This is a genomic window from Novosphingobium ginsenosidimutans (assembly GCF_007954425.1).
GTDB classification, from domain to species: domain Bacteria; phylum Pseudomonadota; class Alphaproteobacteria; order Sphingomonadales; family Sphingomonadaceae; genus Novosphingobium; species Novosphingobium ginsenosidimutans.
Genome location: NZ_CP042345.1, coordinates 2,823,343 through 2,843,393 on the forward strand (window position 1 = coordinate 2,823,343; position 20,051 = coordinate 2,843,393).

General features: G+C 64.4%; 19 protein-coding genes and 1 tRNA gene. 14 read left to right on the forward strand and 6 right to left on the reverse strand.

All coding sequences use genetic code 11. From position 1 onward, the window contains the following. Nucleotides 1-9: 9 nt before the first annotated feature. Complete coding sequence (glyS, locus tag FRF71_RS13855) at nt 10-2,109, reverse strand: glycine--tRNA ligase subunit beta (RefSeq protein ID WP_147091208.1); 2,100 nt, start codon at nt 2,107-2,109, stop codon at nt 10-12. Then, a complete protein-coding gene (locus tag FRF71_RS13860) occupies nt 2,106-3,008 on the reverse strand; it encodes a glycine--tRNA ligase subunit alpha (protein WP_147091209.1) in 903 nt (300 codons plus the stop codon). The genes glyS and FRF71_RS13860 overlap by 4 nt, the downstream gene beginning before the upstream one ends. A gap of 107 nt (nt 3,009-3,115) precedes the next feature. On the opposite strand from FRF71_RS13860, the gene FRF71_RS13865 reads away from it, so the two are divergent. The 5 genes from FRF71_RS13865 (at nt 3,116) to FRF71_RS13885 (ending at nt 6,780) form a co-directional block, all read left to right on the forward strand. Beyond that, the gene (locus tag FRF71_RS13865; RefSeq protein WP_147091210.1) at nt 3,116-4,024 is read left to right on the forward strand and encodes a TraB/GumN family protein; all 909 of its coding nucleotides are present in this window, start codon (nt 3,116-3,118) and stop codon (nt 4,022-4,024) included. Beyond that, a complete protein-coding gene (locus FRF71_RS13870; protein ID WP_161597981.1) occupies nt 4,014-4,880 on the forward strand; it encodes a TraB/GumN family protein in 867 nt (288 codons plus the stop codon). The genes FRF71_RS13865 and FRF71_RS13870 overlap by 11 nt, the downstream gene beginning before the upstream one ends. 108 nt (nt 4,881-4,988) lie before the next feature. After that, nucleotides 4,989-5,603 carry a 50S ribosomal protein L25/general stress protein Ctc gene (locus FRF71_RS13875; protein WP_147091212.1) on the forward strand — a complete coding sequence of 205 codons (615 nt, stop codon included), beginning with the start codon at nt 4,989-4,991 and terminating at the stop codon, nt 5,601-5,603. A 101-nt stretch (nt 5,604-5,704) separates the two neighbouring features. Then, nucleotides 5,705-6,274 carry an aminoacyl-tRNA hydrolase gene (gene pth / locus FRF71_RS13880; RefSeq protein ID WP_147091213.1) on the forward strand — a complete coding sequence of 190 codons (570 nt, stop codon included), beginning with the start codon at nt 5,705-5,707 and terminating at the stop codon, nt 6,272-6,274. Between the two features lie 5 nt (nt 6,275-6,279). Next, entirely contained in the window at nt 6,280-6,780 is a 501-nt protein-coding gene (locus tag FRF71_RS13885) for a P-loop NTPase family protein (RefSeq protein WP_147091214.1), read from the forward strand. Here the strand turns inward: FRF71_RS13885 and FRF71_RS13890 are convergent. Continuing rightward, the gene (locus FRF71_RS13890; RefSeq protein WP_147091215.1) at nt 6,768-7,025 is read right to left on the reverse strand and encodes a hypothetical protein; all 258 of its coding nucleotides are present in this window, start codon (nt 7,023-7,025) and stop codon (nt 6,768-6,770) included. The two genes, FRF71_RS13885 and FRF71_RS13890, sit on opposite strands and share 13 nt — an antisense overlap. Nucleotides 7,026-7,255: 230 nt before the next feature. On the opposite strand from FRF71_RS13890, the gene FRF71_RS13895 reads away from it, so the two are divergent. After that, on the forward strand, nt 7,256-7,972 hold the full coding sequence (locus tag FRF71_RS13895; protein WP_147091216.1) for a cistern family PEP-CTERM protein: 717 nt from the start codon (nt 7,256-7,258) through the stop codon (nt 7,970-7,972). Between the two features lie 3 nt (nt 7,973-7,975). Here the strand turns inward: FRF71_RS13895 and FRF71_RS13900 are convergent, their stop codons facing one another. Continuing rightward, a complete protein-coding gene (locus tag FRF71_RS13900; RefSeq protein WP_147091217.1) occupies nt 7,976-9,490 on the reverse strand; it encodes a tetratricopeptide repeat protein in 1,515 nt (504 codons plus the stop codon). A gap of 122 nt (nt 9,491-9,612) precedes the next feature. Between FRF71_RS13900 and ychF the strand changes: the two genes are divergently transcribed. Together ychF and FRF71_RS13910 are read left to right on the forward strand one after the other, a co-directional pair. Beyond that, entirely contained in the window at nt 9,613-10,713 is a 1,101-nt protein-coding gene (gene ychF, locus FRF71_RS13905; RefSeq protein WP_147091218.1) for a redox-regulated ATPase YchF, read from the forward strand. Between the two features lie 19 nt (nt 10,714-10,732). Then, nucleotides 10,733-11,191 (forward strand): MaoC family dehydratase, encoded by a 459-nt coding sequence (locus FRF71_RS13910; RefSeq protein WP_147091673.1) that lies wholly within the window; start codon nt 10,733-10,735, stop codon nt 11,189-11,191. Nucleotides 11,192-11,371: 180 nt separating this feature from the next. On the opposite strand, the gene FRF71_RS13915 is transcribed toward FRF71_RS13910, so the two are convergent. Both FRF71_RS13915 and mutL read right to left on the reverse strand, forming a co-directional pair. Beyond that, the gene (locus FRF71_RS13915) at nt 11,372-12,175 is read right to left on the reverse strand and encodes an alpha/beta fold hydrolase (RefSeq protein ID WP_161597982.1); all 804 of its coding nucleotides are present in this window, start codon (nt 12,173-12,175) and stop codon (nt 11,372-11,374) included. Nucleotides 12,176-12,206: 31 nt separating this feature from the next. Next, on the reverse strand, nt 12,207-13,997 hold the full coding sequence (gene mutL / locus FRF71_RS13920) for a DNA mismatch repair endonuclease MutL (RefSeq protein ID WP_147091220.1): 1,791 nt from the start codon (nt 13,995-13,997) through the stop codon (nt 12,207-12,209). A 189-nt stretch (nt 13,998-14,186) separates the two neighbouring features. Between mutL and FRF71_RS13925 the strand changes: the two genes are divergently transcribed. The 6 genes from FRF71_RS13925 to FRF71_RS13950 all read left to right on the forward strand — a co-directional run bounded on the left by FRF71_RS13925 (nt 14,187) and on the right by FRF71_RS13950 (nt 20,045). Then, on the forward strand, nt 14,187-15,236 hold the full coding sequence (locus FRF71_RS13925; RefSeq protein WP_147091221.1) for a rod shape-determining protein: 1,050 nt from the start codon (nt 14,187-14,189) through the stop codon (nt 15,234-15,236). 19 nt (nt 15,237-15,255) lie between these two features. After that, complete coding sequence (locus tag FRF71_RS13930; RefSeq protein ID WP_147091222.1) at nt 15,256-16,146, forward strand: rod shape-determining protein MreC; 891 nt, start codon at nt 15,256-15,258, stop codon at nt 16,144-16,146. Beyond that, the gene (locus tag FRF71_RS13935; RefSeq protein WP_147091223.1) at nt 16,146-16,697 is read left to right on the forward strand and encodes a rod shape-determining protein MreD; all 552 of its coding nucleotides are present in this window, start codon (nt 16,146-16,148) and stop codon (nt 16,695-16,697) included. The genes FRF71_RS13930 and FRF71_RS13935 overlap by 1 nt, the downstream gene beginning before the upstream one ends. Beyond that, entirely contained in the window at nt 16,697-18,766 is a 2,070-nt protein-coding gene (mrdA, locus tag FRF71_RS13940; RefSeq protein WP_147091224.1) for a penicillin-binding protein 2, read from the forward strand. The genes FRF71_RS13935 and mrdA overlap by 1 nt, the downstream gene beginning before the upstream one ends. Then, nucleotides 18,763-19,878, forward strand: a complete 1,116-nt coding sequence (gene rodA, locus FRF71_RS13945; RefSeq protein ID WP_147091225.1) for a rod shape-determining protein RodA — start codon at nt 18,763-18,765, stop codon at nt 19,876-19,878. The genes mrdA and rodA overlap by 4 nt, the downstream gene beginning before the upstream one ends. A 91-nt stretch (nt 19,879-19,969) precedes the next feature. Continuing rightward, a tRNA-Lys gene (locus FRF71_RS13950) sits at nt 19,970-20,045 on the forward strand. Nucleotides 20,046-20,051: the final 6 nt, after the last annotated feature.

Sequence of the window (20,051 nt, forward strand, 5' to 3'; positions counted from 1 at the left end):
CCGGTTACGCTACCCTTCGATCCTCGAGAAATCGGCGACGCCGTGCACCGCATCACGCAGCCGCGCCAGTAGCGTCAGTCGGAATGCTCGCTTGGCGGGATCGGCATCGTTCACGGTCACCTCGTCGAAAAATGCATCGATCGGCGCACGCAAAGTAGCCAGCGCTGCCATGGCCCCGGCAAAGTCCTCTGCCGCCACGGCAGCGGCAGCAGTCGGCCCGGCTGCCTCGAGCGCATCGATCAACGCCTTCTCCGCTTGTTCGGGCGTGTAGGAAAGTTCTTTCTGGACGGCGATCCGCTCACGCATGGCATGGGCGACATCGGGATCGTCGACCATGGCAAAGGGATCTTCCTCACCATCGCGAGGGATGCGGGTGCCATTGCCACCCTCGCCCCAATTTTCCTTCTTGAGGATATTGGCGGCGCGCTTGTAGCCAGCGAGCAGGTTGGCGCCATCCTCGGTCCCAACAAAGGCCTGAAGCGCGTGGACCCGGGCCAGCAGGCGGACCAGATCATCCTCGCCGCCGAGCGCGAAGACTGCGTCGATCAAGTCGTGGCGTACGCCGGCTTCGCGCTGCTGGACCTTGAGGCGGTCGGCGAAGAAGGCGAGGACATCACCTTCGCCAACGCCAAAACGCAGGCCATTTGTGGTGATAATCTGGATGATACCCAGCGCCGCACGCCGCAGGGCGAAGGGATCCTTCGAACCAGTCGGCTTCTCATCGATACCGAAGAAGCTGCGGATGGTATCCAGCTTATCCGCCAGCGCCACCGCCACAGTCACCGGCGAAGTCGGCACCTCATCGCCCTGTCCTACTGGCTTGTAGTGATCGCGGATCGCGTCGGCGACGGCATCGCTTAGGCCCTCAGCGCGGGCGTAGTAGCCGCCCATCAGGCCCTGGAGTTCGGGGAATTCGCCGACCATTTCGGTGACAAGATCGGCCTTGCACAGCCGGGCGGCGCGTTCGGCATCGTCGGCGCTGGCGCCCTTGACGATCCCTTCCTCCACCAGCCAGCGCGCCAGCTTGGCGACCCGTTCGACCTTGTCGGCAACCGTGCCGAGCTTTTCGTGGAAGGTGATCTGCTCCAGCTTCCTGGCATGGTCGGACAGCGCGGTCTTGCGGTCCTGCTCCCAGAAAAAGCGAGCGTCGGACAGGCGCGCGGCGAGGACCTTGCGGTTGCCGGCCACAATCGCCGCGCCGCCATCGGCCGCCGCGATATTGGCGGTGCAGACGAAGGCATTGGCCAGCTTGCCCGCCGTATCCTCGCAGACGAAGTACTTCTGGTTGGTCCGCGCGGTCAGCTGGATCACTTCGGGCGGCACTTCGAGGAACTGTTCGTCGAAGCGGCCGAGCAGCGGGACTGGACATTCGGTCAGGCCGGCATTCTCGATCACAAGGCCTTCGTCCTCGACCAGCTTGAGGCCCGCAGCAGCGGCGGCTTCGCCGGCCTTGCTGCGGATCAGGTCCTGGCGCTCGACATGGTCAACGATGACATGGGCGGCGCGCAGCTTGGCGGCGTAGTCATCGACGCCATCCACGCTGATCTCGCCGCTCGAATGGAAGCGGTGCCCCTTGGTCAGGCGCCCGGCCTTGATCCTGCCGACCTCGCAATCGACGACCTGCCCGTCGAACAGCGCGACGATGGCCGAAAGCGGGCGCACCCAGCGCAGGCTTTCGGTGCTGATCGAGGCCGCACCCCAACGCTGGCTCTTGGGCCAGGGAAAGGCGCGGACGATCGCCGGGATCGCTTCGGCGAGGACTTCGGCGGTGGCGCGGCCGGGCTTCTCCGTGATCGCGAACAGCACGCCATCGCGTTCGGTCAGCTGGTCTTCGGTCAGCCCGGTCTTGCGCAGGAAGCCTTCCAGCGCCTGCGGCGGCGCGCCGACGCGGGGGCCCTTCACTTCTTCCGAGACCGCCGCCGTCGCCGCCGGCAGGCCGCGCGCGATCAGCGCTAGGCGGCGCGGGGTTGACCAGACGGTGACTTCGCCGACGGCAACGCCGGCCGCATCCATTTCCTTGCGGAACAGCTTTTCCAGGTCAGCGCGTGCGCCGGCCTGCATCCGGGCCGGGATTTCCTCGGAGCGGAGCTCAAGCAGGAAGTCGCTCATACGGTCCACCCCGGGTACTTCGCTTCCCATTCGGCCTTGTTCTTCTCGATCCAGGCCTGGCACGATCCCTTGGCAAGATCGCGGACCCGGCCGATGTAGCTGGCGCGTTCCTGGACCGAGATCACGCCGCGCGCCTGGAGCAGGTTGAACAAGTGGCTGGCCTCGATCGCCTGGTCATAGGCGGCCAGCGGCACCTGCGCGGCGATGCAGCGCTGGCATTCGGCCTCGGCGTACTGGAATCCCTTGAACAGCTGCTCGGTATCGGCGACTTCGAAATTGTACTTCGAGTGTTCCTGCTCGTTCTTGAGGAACACGTCGCCATAGCTCACGCCCTCGGCATTGAAGGCCAGGTCATAGACGTTGTCGACGCCCTGGATATACATGGCCAGGCGCTCAAGCCCATAGGTCAGCTCGCCCGCCACCGGCTTGCAATCGAACCCGCCGACCTGCTGGAAATAGGTGAACTGGGTCACTTCCATCCCATCACACCAGACTTCCCAGCCCAGGCCCCAGGCGCCCAGCGTGGGGCTTTCCCAGTCATCCTCGACAAAGCGGATGTCGTGCGCCAGCGGATCGACGCCGATTTCGGCCAGTGACTGCAGATAGAGTTCCTGCAGGTTCGCCGGGTTCGGCTTCAGGATCACCTGATACTGGTAATAGTGCTGCAGCCGGTTCGGGTTTTCACCATAGCGGCCATCGGTCGGTCGGCGGCTCGGCTGGACATAGGCGGCCTTCCACGGCTCTGGCCCCAGCGCGCGCAGGGTGGTGGCGGGGTGGAAGGTGCCTGCCCCCATGCGCATGTCATAGGGCTGCAGGATCAGGCAGCCCTGCGCGCTCCAGAACGCGTGGAGCCGCAGGATCATCTCCTGGAACGAAAGCGGGCGGGCATTGTCCGTCATGGCCGAGGCCTTTGGCGGATGGGCCGTTTCGGGTCAACCGGCGAGGCAAGGTTCCACTACGCGAGATCGTTCATCGACGCGCCCGGTTCTTGCGCTATATCGCAGGCATGATCGGACGTTTCCTGGCTCCCCTCGCTCTGCTGCTTTCGACCGCCGCCCCCGCCCAGCAATCGCTGCCAACCGAGCAGCCGGTTGTGGCGGAGCCCGTGCCGGCCGAGGTCCACCCCGCGCTATGGCGGGTGGCGGACGAAGACACGACCATCTACCTGTTCGGCACAATCCACCTGCTGCCGCAGGGTCTGAACTGGTTCCAGGGGCCTCTAGCAGATGCCTTTGCCAAGGCCGACGAGCTAGTAACCGAGATTCCCGAGATCGATCCGCAAACCGGCCAGGCCGTACTGCTGAAACGCGGCATCCTGCCCGCCGGGCAGAGCCTGCGTGACCAGATGTCACCCAAGCAGCGCACGCAGTTTGAAAAAACACTGGGCAATTATGGCATGCCGCTTGCCGCATTTGACCGGTTCAAGCCTTGGTATGCCGCCGTGGTCCTTTCCACCCTGCCACTGCAGCGCAAGGGCTATTCGCTGGCCAATGGGGTTGAGGCCGACCTGGCCAACCGAAACCTAGAGCTAAAACGGCCGCGGATTGGGCTGGAGACGCTCGACTACCAGCTTGGCCTGTTCGATGCATTTCCAGCCAAGGTCCAGCGCCGCTACCTGTTCGAGGTAATCGCTGCCCTGCCCGAGATCGATAAGGACGTCGGCGAAATGGTCGAGGCCTGGCGCGTTGGCGATGCCGCCAAGCTTGCCACCTTGATGAATGCCGATCAGGACGATCCCGCCATGGTCAAAGCCCTGCTGACCAACCGCAACAAGGCCTGGGCCCAGTGGATCAAGGCGCGGCTGGCGCGGCCGGGGGTGGCCTTCATCGCAGTCGGCGCGGGCCATCTGGGCGGCAAGGGTTCGGTCCAGGACCAGCTTCAGGCGCTTGGGGTCAAGTCTTCCCGTGTCCAATAGGCTGATTGCGGCACTGCTGGCGCTGCTGTTGGCGGCCTGCCAGCAAAAGGAACAAGCCCGCCCCGCGCTGTGGCAGCTCGATGGTCCCAATGGCGAACGGGCCTGGCTGCTCGGCACAATCCATGCCCTGCCCAACCCGATCAGCCTCGATAGCCCAGCCTTTGACCGCGCGACTGCCGAGGCGACTGGATTGGTCGTCGAAGTCGCCGCGCTCGACGATGACAAGCGCACCGCGCTGGCCTTTCATAGTCTGTCCGCAGTTGCGGCCGCCCCGCCGATCACCGCCCGCGCCAGCGAACTTGACCGCCCGGTGCTGTTGAAGCTGCTGACCGAGGCAAAGATCCCGGCCGACAGCTTCAACCAGATGGACACCTGGGCAGCGGCGCTTATGCTCGGACAGGCCGTCTCGGCTCGCAGCGGCGACGACAGCGGCAATGGCGCTGACCGGCTTGTCCTGAAGGAGATGAAGGGCAAACCGCTGGCCGAGTTCGAAGGCGCCGAGCGACAGCTCGCGATCTTCGATGCCCTGCCCGAAGCGGAGCAGCGCGACTTGCTTTCCGCCGTGATCCGCTCAGCTTCCACCGCGCGCGAAGACGGCCGCAAGCTCCAGCAAGCCTGGCTGCGCGGCGATGCGGCGGCATTGGCTGCACTTGATCACCAGGGCCTGCTGGCCGATCCGGAACTGCGCGAGGCCCTGCTGGTCCGGCGCAACGAGGCCTGGATCGCGCAGCTGCTGCCCATGCTGAGGCGCGGAGAGAAGCCGCTGGTGGCCGTCGGCACACTCCATCTGGTTGGGCAGGACGGCCTCGTTACCAGGCTCGAAGCGCAGGGTTTCAGGGTCACCCGGCTGCAATAGCCTTGCTTTCCTGCCGCTTTGCCGCTAACGGCGCGCGCTTCCCGTTATGGTCATCCCTGGAGGCGTGACGGAGAAGAACTGTAATCCAGAGTTTTGAAAGGCAATGCAATGAGCGATACGCTGCACCTGCCGGCCGAGACGCGCGAACGGGCTGGCAAGGGAGCCTCCCGTGATCTGCGTCGTAATGGCCGCGTCCCCGCCGTAGTTTACGGCAACAACGAAGAGCCGCTGGCGATCCACGTCGAAGAAAAGCTGCTGGTCAAGCAGCTCGGCACGGGTCACTTCTTCAACTCGATCGTCGAAGTTGAAGTTGGCGGCAAGACCGTGCGTACGCTCCCCAAGGACGTTGCCTTCCACCCCGTCAGCGATCGTCCGATCCACGCTGACTTCCTGCGCGTTTCGAAGGACCACAAGGTCCACGTCAACGTGCCGGTCCACTTCGCCAACGAAGAAGCCTCGCCGGGCCTGAAGCGCGGCGGCGTGCTCAACATCGTGCTGCACGATCTTGACGTGGTCTGCTCGCCCGACAACATCCCGGACGAAGTCGTCATCGACGTCACCGGCCTCGAAGTCGGTGCTTCGATCCACATCCACGATGTCAAGCTGCCGGTCGGCGTTACCGCTGCCCATGCCGATCGTGATGACACCGTCGCCACCATCGTTGCCCCTTCGGGCCTGCGCAGTGAGGAAGGCGACAACGCCAAGACCGAAGCGGCTTCCTAAGCCCTTCAGGTTGACCGGGGCGGCCTTGCTGTCCCACACAGGCCGGGCCGCAGCGATGCGGCCCGGCTTCGTTTTGCCAGGTATTTCTTTGGAGGAATGACGTGCAGCTCTGGGTCGGCCTTGGCAATCCGGGACCGCAATATGCCCTGCACCGGCACAATGTCGGCTTCATGGCACTCGACACCATTGCCGAGGTCCATGGCTTTGGTCCGGAAGCCAAGAAGTTCCAGGGCTGGCTGCGTGAGGGGCGGATCGGCGGACTGAAGGTCCTGCTTCTGAAGCCGGCAACCTTCATGAATGAAAGCGGCCGCTCGGTCAGCGAAGCGCTGCGCTTCTACAAGCTGGGCGTGGATGCCCTGACGGTATTCCATGACGAGCTCGACCTGGCTCCGTTCAAGGTCAAGGTCCGACAGGGTGGCGGCCTCGCCGGACACAACGGCCTGCGTTCGATCGACCAGCACCTTGGCCCGGACTTTCGCCGGGTACGGATCGGGATCGGCCACCCTGGACATAAAGACCGGGTGACCGGTCATGTCCTTGGCAACTACGCGAAGGCCGAACAGGATGACCTGGCTGCCATGCTGGGCGGCATCGCCGCGGAGGCCGAATGGCTGGCCCGCGGTGACGATGCCCGCTTCATGAGCGACCTGGCGCTGCGCATGCAGGATTAGGCGCCATGCAGCGCGTGCTCGTCATAGGCTCGCCCGGTGCGGGCAAATCGACCCTGTCGCACGCGCTGGCCGCGCGAACGGGACTACCACTTCATCACCTCGACAAGCTGTTCTGGCTGCCCGGCTGGGTCGAGCGCGACCGCGGAAAGGGTCGCGCCGAGCTTGCCGAGGTTCTGGCCAGTGAGCGCTGGATCATCGATGGCAATTATGGCTCGACCTTGCCGATGCGGCTTGCCCGGGCCGATACCGTGGTCTGGCTGGACTATCCAACCTGGCTTTGCCTGGGCCGGGTGTTCAAACGCTGGTGGCAATACCGCGGCAGAGCGCGGCCCGACATGACCGAGGGCTGCCCGGAGAACCTCAATCTTGAGTTCCTGCTCTATGTGCTGAACTTCCGCAGGGCTTGGCAGCATCGCAACGCGGCGGCGCTGCAGCAGTTCAACGGCCAGGTGCTGCGCTTCGAAAACTCGCGCCTTGCCGCCGAATGGCTCGGTCAGTTGACGTAAGTTGCCAAAGCAAGGTCGAGCGCAAAAATCGCTGCCGCCACGGCGCTGGCCAGGGCTGCCCGGCGGTTGCGAATGCCATTGCGGTTGATCGCCACGATCACGCGGTTGAGATCGTGGTAATCGAAGGTTTCATGGGGTGTGACCCGGTGGATCAGCTGGTTGCTGGCCTTGTACCAGAACCAGGCAGCGACAGCTGAGGCCATGACAGCCGAGAAATCGAGCACATAGCCCAGAATGATCAGCATCGTTAACGCCTCCCTTTGGCCGGGGGGCTATTGCCCCTGACCGGCTAGCGGTAGCAAATGGGACCAACCCAAACGATTTCAAGGCAGTCCACGATTAGCTGGAAGCTGTCGGTTTCACTTACAAACCTAACACCTCACATCGGTCGTTAACCACCGGCCTCCCCTGCGTTCCTGAACTGGCACGGCGATTGCGTTACTTGCCGTCAACCATTCGTTTGCAGGGGGTTTCCATGCGCATTGCCCGTCAGATCTCGTCGCTGGCCGTTACCGCCTGCCTGACGTTTGCCAGTGCACCGGCCCTTGCCGATGCGATCACGCTTGGCGCGGGCGACGTTGGTTCAAGCTATGACTTTGCTTTCGACGGTTACTCGGGCGGCACCACTGTCACTGGACTGACCTCGACCGCAAAGCTCACGCTGACGGGCGTTACGTCGAACAGCTACACCTTCAGCTACAGCCTGACGAACACCACCAGCGATCCGGTCAATTCGCGGCTGTCAGGCTTTGCCTTCAACACTGATCCCAATATCTCGAGTGCCAGTTCGACTGGGGCGTTCAGCTACACGACCGTCGGCGGCAGCTACCCAAATGGGATCGGCAGCGTCGACGTTTGCTTCAAGGCCGCCTCGACCGGCGCGTGCGCGGGTGGTGGCAGCGGCGGGCTGCTCGACGGCCAGAATGGCACCGGCAGCTTCACGCTGAACTTTGCACAGCCGCTGACCTCGCTGACGCTAAGCGACTTCTTTGTGCGGTATCAGTCGATCACCGGCGCGGGCAACATTACCTCGGGCAGCGGCACTGGCACACTGACAACTTCCGGCGGCAGCACCAGCACGGGCGGCACGCCAGTTCCGGAACCGGGCATGGTTGGTCTGCTTGGCGCGGCGCTTGCCGGCGTGGCCTTTGCCCGCCGCCGTCGCTGCCAGCAGCAGTTGGCGCTGGCCTAAAGCTTAGCTCCCGGTGCGCGTGGCTTCGGCCAGGTGCATCTGGATAGTCTTGTTCTGGGGCGCCTGTTCCGCGGCACGGCGGAGCAGGCGTTTCGCATTTTCAAGGTCCTGTCCGGCCCGGAACCGTACCCATCCCGCAGTGTCGAGTACCGAGGCATTGTCGGGCGCGCGCCTGAGCGCCTGATCGGCAAAGCTGCGGGCCTTGTCGTGGTTGCCGAGCATGGACTGGGCATAGGCCATGTTGTTCAGGACCAGCACGTTGCCGCCCTTGGTTGAGGCCAGGATCCGGTCGTAAGCGATTGCTGCCTTGGCCCAGTCACCGCGTTGAATTGCTGCGTCGGCTTCGGCCAGATCGGCCCCGACCACTTGCAGTAACGGGCTTTTTGCTCGCCGTTCATAGTCTGCCGCACGCGGATCACCGGCAACCTTGGCAGCCCGCGCCATCGCAGCAAGCTCTTCCGGCCGCGCCTGGACTGAATCGGCAATCGCCTGAAGCGCGGCCATCGCCCCCTTGGGATCATTGCTGGCAAGCCGTGCCTCGGCCAGCAACAGCGCGACCTTACGGTTGCCAGGCTGGACTCGCGCGATCGGGGTCAGCTGCGCTGCGGCCAGTTCGCTGCGATCGAGTTTCACCAGCGCCTGCGCATAGAGCACCCGCAGCGGATCGACCGCTGGCAGTTCCGCCTCGAGCGGCTGGACGATCGAGCGGACCAGTTCCCAGTTCTGCATCGCCACGCCGGCCCGCGCGCGCAGGTAGGCCACCTGGAGATTGCGCGGCGCCAGCTCGGCGGCCTTGTCGGCCACTGTGAGCATGTCCTTGAACCGGCCGAGATCGCCCAGGGCTGCGGCCTGCCCGTTGAGCGCGGCCAGACTCGTTGGATAGCGCTTAGCCGCCAAGCTGTAGGTATCGAGCGCCGCCTTGAGATCACCCCTCACCAGGGCAATCTGGCCCTGGATCAGCAGGGTATCGATTTTCTGGGGGGCAAGCGCGGCGGCCTTTTGGGCCAGGTCGCTCGCACCGGCAATGTCCCGTTCCATCAGCCGCAGGCGCGCCATGTCGGCATAGGCCCGGGCGTTGTCACCTACAGCAACGGCCTTGGCGAAGAAGCCCGCCGCTGCGCCGGTATCGCCATCCTGGATCGCAACCAGGCCGCGCAGGCGGTCCGCTTCGGAACTGGTCGCCCTGCCTAGCGCATCGCGCGCCACTTGCGGGGCATTGCGCAGCAAGGCTGCTTCGGCGGTCAGCTCGGCCTGGCTGGGAACGCCGCCGACTTCCGCCAGCTTCTGCAAGGCCGCGCCCGCGCCGGCTCCATCGCCCAGCGCCAGCAGGGTCTGCGCCTGGAGCAGCAAGAGGTCCTTGTTCCCCGGCATGGCCTCAAGCGCCGAAGCCGCGAGAATTCGGGCCTTGGCATAGTCGTTGGCAGCAAAGGCAGCCCGCGCATCGGCAGCCTGCTCCTCGGGCGAAGCGGAGCAAGCGGAGATCGCCAATAGCAGGGGCAGGAAAAGGGTCTTGCGCATGGCATTAACGTGCCACCAACCCCTGAAAATTCGGTGAAACACCGCGCCGGCCCTGCCGCAACTGGTCAAACCCGCCCTGCCCCGCTATGGGCCGCCGCGCATCAGTTCGATCGGAGTGTGAAATGGGGTTTCGTTGCGGAATTGTCGGTCTGCCCAATGTCGGCAAGTCGACCCTGTTCAATGCGCTGACGGAGACCCAGGCGGCCCAGGCAGCCAACTATCCGTTCTGCACGATCGAACCGAACGTCGGCAATGTCGGCGTTCCCGATCCGCGGCTCGACAAGCTGGCGGCGATTGCCGGCTCGGCCAAGATCATCCCGACCCAGCTCGGCTTCGTCGATATTGCCGGCCTGGTGCGCGGCGCCAGCAAGGGCGAAGGCCTGGGCAACCAGTTCCTTGGCAACATTCGCGAGGTTGATGCCATCGTCCACGTGCTGCGCTGCTTCGAAAACGATGACATCCAGCACGTCGACAACCGGGTCGATCCCGTGTCCGACGCCGACACGGTCGAGACCGAGCTGATGCTGGCCGATCTCGAAAGCCTGGAAAAACGCGTGCCCGCTGCCCAGAAGAAGGCTGCCCAGGGCGACAAGGAGGCCAAGCTGATCGCCGCGGTCCTCGCCCCCGCGCTCGAGCTGCTGCGTGATGGCAAGCCCGCCCGCCTGGCCCGTCCGGAAGGCGAGGACGAACTGCGCGTCTTCAACCAGGCCCAATTGCTCACCGCCAAGCCGGTCCTCTATGTCTGCAATGTCGAGGAAGAGAGCGCGGCGGGCGGCAACGCTTTCTCCGCTGCGGTGTTCGAAAAGGCCAAGGCCGAAGGCGCCAATGCCGTGATCGTTTCGGCCGCGATTGAGAGCGAGCTGGTCGGGATGGACCCGGAGGAACGCATGGTTTTTCTGGAGGAAATGGGCCTCCACGAGACCGGCCTGGCCCGCGTGATCCGCTCTGGCTATGACCTCCTCCACCTGATCACCTTCTTCACCGTCGGCCCCAAGGAAGCCCGCGCTTGGACCGTCCACCGCGGCGCCAAGGCCCCGGAAGCGGCCGGCGAAATCCACTCTGACATGCAGCGCGGCTTCATTCGCGCCGAAACCATCGCCTATGACGATTACATCACGCTGGGCGGTGAAACGGCGGCCAAGGATGCCGGCAAGCTGCGCCAGGAAGGCAAGGAATACGTCATCCAGGACGGCGACGTGCTGCACTTCAAGTTCAACGTGTGAGGCGGCGATGAGCGACGACCTGCTCTATTTCGAAGACCTGGAAATCGGCACCAAGGCCAGCTTCGGCCGCTACGAGGTGACGCGCGAGGAGGTGCTGGAGTTCGCCGCCAAGTACGATCCCCAGCCCTTCCACCTCAGCGACGAGGCCGCCGCCAAGACCCATTTCGGCCGGATCTCCGCCAGCGGTTGGCACACCTGCGCCATGACCATGCGGATGCTGGTCGACAACATCACCGAGCGCAAGCAGGCCGGGCTTGGCTCGCCGGGGCAGGACGAACTGCGCTGGCACCGCCCGGTCTATCCCGGTGATGTGCTGCGCGTCGAAACCGAGCTGCTCGAAAAGACCCGCAGCCGCTCGCGCCCGGAGATGGGCAGCTTCAAATCAATCGTGACGGTGCTCAACCAGAACGACGAAAAAGTCATGACCTTCCGCTCGATCGGCCTGATCGCGGTGCGTAACCCCGAAACTCGCGACTGAACGCGCGTTCTCGCCAACGCGGTCTCGCCGAGTCGCGGCTAGTTAGTTGATGAAACACGCGCGTAGAACGCGGTTCAACCAGCGTGAACGAGCGCGCGCCACGAAACGCAACGAAAACAACGATCTGAAAGAGCCGATGCGAAGGTAGCAGGCAGCGCCGATGTAGGAAAACAATCAACCTCAGCCCAGTGCAGCCTTCACCGCCGTGACAGCAGCTTCTGTATGCGCATCCAGAAAACCGTGCCCCCATTCGGGATGGGCGATGATTTCCCCGTTGGCGAGATAGGGCGCAATGCGGGGCGTGAATTCAGCCAGTTCATCGCCCGGCATCAACACGGTGATCCGGTGCGACAGCGCGCCGACGACTGCCGGATACTTTGGGGCGTACTCAAAGGCCGCCCGGTGCCCCCATTCATAGTTTTCGCCGGCCCGCAGGTTCTCGGCAAAGGACATCGCCATCGCTTCCAGATCGGTGCCCGGACCGCGATGATGGACCACCTTTTCCCACATTATCCGGAACCTGGTGCCTTCGACATCGAGCGGAATGTGCTCATAGGTTTCGTGCATCAGCTTGAGTTCTTCGGGTGAGAAGACCGGCGCCGAGATCATCACGATCGCGCCGACCTGGTCCGGCCGCTGCCGCGCCGCCTCCGCCGCCACTTCTGACCCGGTATGATAGCCCAGCAGATCGATCACCCCAAGCCCCAGCGCATCGACCACATCCCACAGGCTTTGCGCATAGTCCTCTATGGTTACCGGCGGCGAACTCGGCGGCGGATCGGACTCGCCGAAGCCCGGATAGTCGTGTGCCAGCACGATCCGGTCATCCGCAGCCGCTTCGATAAACCGGGCGAAGATCCGGCCTGACTTCGGGCTCATGTGCAAGCAGGCCAGCGGGCGCTTGCTTGGCGCGGCCGGCGTTGCGATCCGCAGGTGGATCTGGCCATGCTGACCATCGACAAATTTCCGAACCGGCCTTGCCATGCAGATCCCCCAATCGCGAAAGCCTGGCAGCCTAGCGCCGCCCGAACAATTTCTCGACATCTTCAAGCGCCAGCTTGACCCAGGTCGGCCGCCCATGGTTGCACTGGCCGGAACGGGGCGTGCGTTCCATTTCGCGCAGCAGGGCGTTCATTTCCGCCACCGACAGCGTACGGCCGGCGCGAACCGAACCGTGGCAGGCCATTGTCGCCAGGACGTGATCGAGCCGTTCGCCCAGCAGCAGCGCTGCGCCGTTTTGCGCCAGGTCATCGGCAATGTCGCGGACCAGGGCTTGCACATTACCGCCCGCGAGAGCGGCGGGGACAGCGCGGATCAGCATTGCGTCCGGACCAAAGCGTTCCAGCGCGAGACCATGGTCGGCCAGCTGCGAGGCGGCCTCGGTCAGGCGATCGCAATCCGGTTCGTCCAGCTCGACCACTTCGGGGATCAGCAGCGCCTGCGATGCCGCCATAGCCCCCTGCGCTCCGGCGGCTTTCAGACGTTCAAGCACGAGCCGCTCGTGCGCGGCGTGCTGGTCAACTATCACCAGCCCGTCCTCAGCCTCGGCGACGATGTAAGTGTTGGCGACCTGGCCGCGAGCAACCCCGAGCGGGTGCGATGCGGCCGGTTCCGGTGCGGCTTGGGCCACTTCGGCGCGGGCCGCCGGTGCGAGGACCGATGCTTCATAGCCGCGCCACACCTGCCCGGCATCGCGCACGGCGTAAGGTTCCGGTCTGCCGGCGAACAGCGATCCCAGCGCAGGCGCGGCCTCGCGGGTGATCGGCTCGGCCTGCCAGTTGGCCATGGCCGGCGCCGCCGGTGCCTGAGCCGAGCGCTGCCCTGCTGCATCAAGAGCATGGCGCAGACCGGAAACGATGAAGCCGCGCACGAAGGCGGGATCGCGGAAACGGACCTCGGTCTTGGCCGGATGGACGTTAACGTCGACCTCTTCGGGCGGCAGATCGAGGAACAGCGCCAGCACGGCATGGCGATCGCGCGCCAGCATGTCGGCATAGGCCCCCCGCACCGCGCCAACCAGCAAGCGGTCTTTAACCGGGCGGCCATTGACGAACAGGTACTGGTGATCGGCAACGCCGCGATTGAATGTCGGCAGGCCGGCCACCCCGGTCAACTTCACGGGGCCGCGCGCCAGGTCAATCACCACGCCGTCATCGGCGAGCTCGCGGGCAACCAGCTGCGCAACCCGGGCGGCCAGGCTTTGCCCACCCTGCACCGCCAGCACGCGGCGGCCATCGTGCTCCAGCGTGAAGCCTACCTCGGGCCGCGCCATGGCGAGGCGCCGCACCACATCAAGGCAGGCGGCGTATTCGCTCCGCGGCGAGCGCAGGAACTTGCGCCGCGCCGGGACCTTGCCGAACAGGTCTTCGACCCGGATACGCGTGCCTGGCGGTAAGGCGGCGGGTCCTTCGCCGACCTGCTGGCCGTGATCGATCGCCACTTGCCACCCGCTGTCCGCGCCCCGCACCCGGCTTTCCATGGTCAGCCGCGCAACGCTGGCGATCGACGGCAGCGCCTCGCCCCGGAAACCGAGTGTGGCGACCAGTTCGATCGCATCATCGGGCAGTTTGGAGGTGGCATGGCGCTCGAGCGCGAGAGCCATTTCTGCGCTGGTCATGCCGCAACCGTCGTCGGTTACCTCGATCAGGCCCAGACCGCCCTCACCAAGGCGCACCGCAATGCTGGTCGATCCGGCATCAATCGCGTTCTCAACCAGCTCTTTGAGTGCCGCGGCCGGCCGCTCCACCACTTCGCCAGCAGCGATGCGGTTGACCAGTGTCTCGGGAAGGCGGCGGATCATCGGCATTGGTTCCCGACCCTAGCGATGAAGTGCACCGAATTCGAGACGGAAGAACGAACGCAATCCCCATGTTTCGGACAAATTTTTGGCCTTTGTTCGCCCCTTGCGGTAATGAGCCGCGATTCACGCCAACCTACCGGCTTTTGACTTCTGCAGTCTTTGCAGTAAGTGGCCGTAAACATTATGGATTTGCCAATGGCCAATTTCCTGTCCCGATTCTTCAAATTTGGTTCGCAGAACATGGCGATCGACCTCGGGACAGCGAATACCCTGGTCTATGTGCAGGATCGCGGCGTCGTGCTGAACGAGCCGTCGGTGGTGGCGATCGAAACGATCAACGGCATCAAGCGCGTCAAGGCCGTGGGCGATGATGCCAAGATGATGATGGGCAAAACCCCGGATAGCATCGAAGCGATCCGTCCGCTGCGGGATGGCGTGATTGCCGACATCGAAATTGCCGAAGAAATGATCAAGCACTTCATCCGCAAGGTGAACGGCAAGCGCACTTCAATGTTTTCGCCGCCGGAAATCGTGATTTGCGTGCCTTCGGGCTCGACCTCGGTCGAACGCCGCGCAATCCGCGATGCGGCCAGCAACGCCGGGGCCAGCCAGGTCTACCTGATACTCGAGCCGATGGCCGCAGCGATCGGCGCCGACATGCCGGTGACCGAACCGGTCGGCTCGATGGTCGTCGATATTGGCGGCGGCACGACCGAAGTCGCCGTGCTCTCGCTCCGCGGTCTCGCCTATACCACCTCGGTCCGGGTCGGCGGGGACAAGATGGACGAAGCCATCGTCTCTTATGTGCGTCGTCACCACAACCTGCTGATCGGTGAAGCGACGGCTGAGCGGATCAAGAAGGACTATGGCGTGGCGACCGTGCCGCTCGACGGCATCGGCGAATCAATCCAGATCAAGGGTCGCGACCTGGTGAATGGCGTGCCCAAGGAAATTACCATTACCCAGGCCAACATCGCCGAAGCGCTGTCTGAACCGATCGGTGCAATCATCGAAGGCGTGCGCATCGCGCTGGAAAACACCGCACCGGAACTGGCCGCCGACATCGTCGATCAGGGCATTGTCCTCACTGGCGGCGGCGCGCTGATCCAGGGGCTGGACGATTACCTGCGCGAAGAAACCGGCCTGCCCGTCTCGATCGCAGAGGATCCGCTGTCCTGTGTGGCGCTGGGCACCGGTCGGGCGATGGAAGATCCGATCTACCGCGGCGTGTTGATGACGGCCTAAACAGGGGAGAAGGCACCGCATGGCGCCGTCGTCGAACCGGCGCCCCGGCAGTTCCCGCAGGGCGCAGTACTCGACATTTCTGGCTTATGTGATCGCCTTTGCGGGCGTGATCACGGGCGTCGCCGTGCTGCTGTTCTCAACCAGCAATGCCGGTGCCTTTGCATCGCTACGCAGCGGTGCGAGCGATGTTGTCGCGCCTGCCGCAACTGCGGCTGCTGCCAGTCGCAGCGAGAGCCAGTCAGTCTGGTCTGCGCTGACGGGATATTTCACCTATGGCGTTCGAGTTGCCCGCAATGAACAGGAATTGGCCGAAGCCCGCGTCAAGCTGGCCGAAGCCGAAGCAGTAAAGAACGAGAATGCGCGGCTCAAAGCGTTGCTGAAGCTGCGTGAGAGCGAACCCAAACCGATCGCAATGGCCCGCCTGATCGGATCGACCTCCACCAGCACCCGGCGCTTTGCGCTGCTGGGTGCGGGGCGCGATCAGGGCGTGTCAGTGGGCATGCCGGTGCGCTCGCCGCTGGGGCTTGTTGGCCGGGTGCTTGAAACGGGCGACCGCACCGCACGGATCCTGCTGATAACCGATACTGAAAGCCTGGTGCCGGTTCGCCGCGCCAGCGACGGTATCCCGGCCTTTGCTGCTGGCCGCGGCGACGGGACGCTGCAACTGCGGCTGATCAACCTTGGCACCAATCCGCTCAAGGTCGGCGATGCTTTCGTGACCTCCGGGTCGGGTGGGCTTTACTGGCCGAATACGGCGATTGCAGTGGTGACCAGGCTAACCCGCGACGGCGCGATCGCCCGTGCCCTGAGCGATCCTGGCACCACCGAATTCGTCCAGGTCCAGCCCTTGTGGGAAGAAGGCACTGCCGCCCAGCGACTGACGGCTCCGCCTGCCGCCGGAGCAAAGTGATGCCGGTTCCGATCCCGGAACAATTGAAGGATCTGGGCCGGCCGCGGATCAACCGCGCCCCCTCACCCCCACTGGCGATCGCGCTTCCTTGGGTGCTGGTCATGCTTGGCAGCCTCAGCCCGACCTGGCCAATCATCTCGTCGGCACCGGTCATGCCGCCGGTGGGGTTCCTGTTCCTACTCGGTTGGCTGCACCTGCGGCCTGGGCTGTTGCCTGTCTGGGCTGGGCTGCCGCTTGGGCTGGTGGATGATTTGTTCAGCGGTCAGCCGATGGGCTCGGCGATCCTGCTGTGGTCGCTGGCCACGATCGGGATGGACTATGTCGAGACGCGCTTTCCCTGGCGCGGCTTTGTCCAGAACTGGCTAGTCGCTTCGGCGGTGATTGCCAGCTATTTGCTGGTTGCGGCCTGGTTTGCCGGGGTCCACCGCCAGCCTGACCTGCTGCTGGCCATGTTGCCGCAGATCGCGCTGTCGATCCTGGCCTATCCGATCACGGCGCAGTTGGTTGGCCTCGTTGACAGGTTGCGGCTGATCCCGGTGCGGGAGGTTTGATGATCGGCGGTCTGACGCCCCATGTCAGTTCGGGCACGCTTAAGAACGCCTACGACCGCCGCTCGCTGGTGATCGGCGGGCTGCAGGCAGCGGTTGGCCTGCTGCTGGCCGGGCGCGTGGCCTGGATCAGCCTTGCCCAAAACGAGAAATACACGCTCGCCTCGGAAAGTAACCGCGTCAACCTGACGCTGATCTCGCCCCGGCGCGGCGCCATTCTTGACCGCAACGGTGCACCCATTGCCGCCAATCGCGCGGATTTTCGCGTTGATCTGGTGCCCGACAGGCTGATCGATCCAGATCGCACGCTGGCCGAGCTTGGCCGCCTGCTCAAGCTCAGCGACGTGCGGATCAAGGATCTCAAAGACAAGCTCGACAAGGCGCGCGGGTTCCAGCCCGTCGAAGTCGCGGCAGGCCTGGACTGGGACAGCTTTGCCGCAATCTCCGTCCGCTTGCCGGACCTACCGGGAGTATTGGCGCAGCGCAGCTTCTCGCGCTGGTACCCAACGGGCCCCTCGGTTGGCCACCTGATCGGCTATGTCGGCGCCGCTTCGGCCGAGGATTACGAGAAAGAGCGTAACCCGCTGCTCGTTACGCCGGGTTTCAAGATCGGCAAGGACGGCCTTGAGAAGCGGTTCGAAAAGGAACTGCGCGGAATCCCCGGCGCGCGGCGGGTTGAAGTTACCGCCGCCGGCAAGGTCGTGCGCGATCTCGAAATGCGTGAGGATGTTCCCGGGCAACCCTTGCGCCTGACGATCAATGCCCCGCTGCAGGATTATGCCGCGCGGCGGCTGGGGGTCGAATCTGGCGCGGTCGTGGTGATGGATTGCCACACCGGCGATATCCTGGCGATGGCCTCAATGCCCAGTTACGATCCCAACAGCTTTTCCGACGGGATCGGCCGGATCGAGTGGAAGATGCTGTCGGAAGACGATCACGTCCCGCTGCGCAACAAGGTGCTGCGCGGGCTCTATCCGCCGGGATCAACCGTCAAACCGATGGTCGCCCTTTCCTTCCTCGAGGCCGGCCTGGACCCCGACGAGAGCGTGTTCTGCGGTGGCGGCCTGCGCGTTGGCAACCGGGTATTCGGCTGCTGGAACCGGCGCGGTCACGGCACGGTCAACATGGCCAAGGGCATCTATCAGTCCTGCGACGTCTACTTTTATCACTTCGCCCAGCGGATCGGGATGGATCCGATCGCTGCCATGGCCCGCCGCCTAGGTATGGGTCAGAAGTTCGACCTGCCGGTGGTCGGTCAGTCCTATGGCACGGTCCCGGATGCCGCCTGGAAACAGCGCAAGTACGGCAAGCCGTGGGCCGTGTTCGATACGGTCAATGCCACCATCGGCCAAGGCTACATGCTGGTGAACCCCCTGCAGCAGGCAGTGATGGCGGCGCGGATTGCCAGTGGCAAGCAGCTGCAGCCGCGTCTGCTGCTCGATCCCAAGGCGCCCGCCACGCCAAGCATGGGCTTCAGCCAGGAGCACCTGGACTATGTCCACAAGGCGATGTGGGACGTCGTCAACGGTCCTGGCACCGCCGGCCGGGCGCGCCTGCCCTTTCCCGATATCCAGATCTCCGGCAAGACCGGGACGGCTCAGGTCGTTGGCCTGCACATTTCCAACGGCAAGTCCGGCCCGTGGAAGTATCGCGATCACGGCCACTTCATATCGTTCGCCCCGTTCGACAACCCGCGCTATGCGTGCGCCGTGGTGATCGAGCATGGTGGTGGCTCTTCCGCCGCTTATCCGATCGCGCGCGATGTGATGACCTTCCTGTTCGATCCGGCCAAGGCCATGCAGGTGCTGATCGAGATGGAAGCTGGCTGGGGCGGCACCCCGCAGCAGCGCATGGCCGCCCGCTACAGCAGCTACGAAGCGCGCTATGGCACCAGTGCCCCCAAACCGGCCGAGGACAATCCGGTGGCAACGGCTGACGCCGCCGCGGAAGCAGCCGGCACCAAGCCGCAACCTGAGCAGACTGAGGCAGCAGCACCCCGGCCCGAAGATGGTGCCGATGCAGCCCCCGCCGCAGCGGCCACCACGCCAGCTCAGCCGGATGCGCCGCAATGAGGGCCGGCGTGATCCCGGCGGCCATTGCGCGCCAACCCTGGGGCATCATCCTGCCACTGGCGGTGCTTACGTCCTTCGGTTCGGCCGTGCTCTATTCGGCGGCGGGTGGGAGCATGCAGCCATGGGCGCTCCAGCACCTGATCCGGTTCCTGGTCTTCCTGGCCATGGCGATGGTCATTGCCCGCCTGCCGCAATCGCTGTTCAAATTGGCCGCCTATCCAGCCTATGGCGCACTGGTTTTCCTGCTGATGCTGGTCGATCTGATCGGAGCGGTCGGCGGGGGCAGCCAGCGCTGGCTCAACCTGGGCTTCATGCAGCTGCAGCCATCAGAAATGATGAAGCCGGCTATCGTTCTTGCCTATGCCCGGTTCTATGACGCCTTGCCTCCCGCAATGACGCAGAACTGGCGCTCGCTGATCCCTGCCGCCGGACTACTCGCCGTGCCGGCCGGACTGGTCATGCTTCAGCCCGACCTTGGCACGGGCCTGGCAATTACCTTCGGTGCGGTTGCCGTCATGTTTCTGGCGGGCTTGCCGCTGCGCTGGTTCCTGGGTGCCGGTGCTGCCGCCCTCGTCGCCGCGCCGGTTGCATTCTTTACCCTGCTCCACGACTACCAGCGCAAGCGCGTGCTGGTGTTCCTCGATCCCGAAGGCGATCCACTCGGCTCCGGCTACCACATCTCGCAGTCCAAGATCGCGATCGGCTCCGGCGGCTTGTTCGGCAAGGGCTTCGGCAATGGCTCGCAAAGCCATCTCGAATACCTGCCCGAGGCCCACACCGACTTCATCTTTGCCACCATGGGCGAGGAATGGGGCCTGCTGGGTGCGCTGTTCGTATTGTTCATCTTCATGCTGATCCTGCGCTGGGGCTGGCGCGTCGCCCAGAACGCGCCGGACCGCTTCTCGCGCTTGCTGGCAGCGGGGATGACCTGCACGGTGTTTTTCTATGTGGCGATCAACCTGCTGATGGTCGTCGGGCTTGCTCCCGTGGTCGGCATCCCGCTGCCGTTCATGAGCCATGGCGGCTCTTCAATGATGACCAACATGATCTGCCTGGGCACGATCATGGCTGTTGATCGCTGGAGCCGGCGCGGGAGTGGCATTGCCAGCTAGAAAAACCCGACTTGCCCCCTTTTCACCGGCGAAACAGCCGCTATAGGGGGCGCTCCCGACGATTCGGGACCTCGCGGAGTACCGCCCGTGTGGACGCATAGCTCAGTTGGTAGAGCAGCTGACTCTTAATCAGCGGGTCCTAGGTTCGAGCCCTAGTGCGTCCACCACCCCCC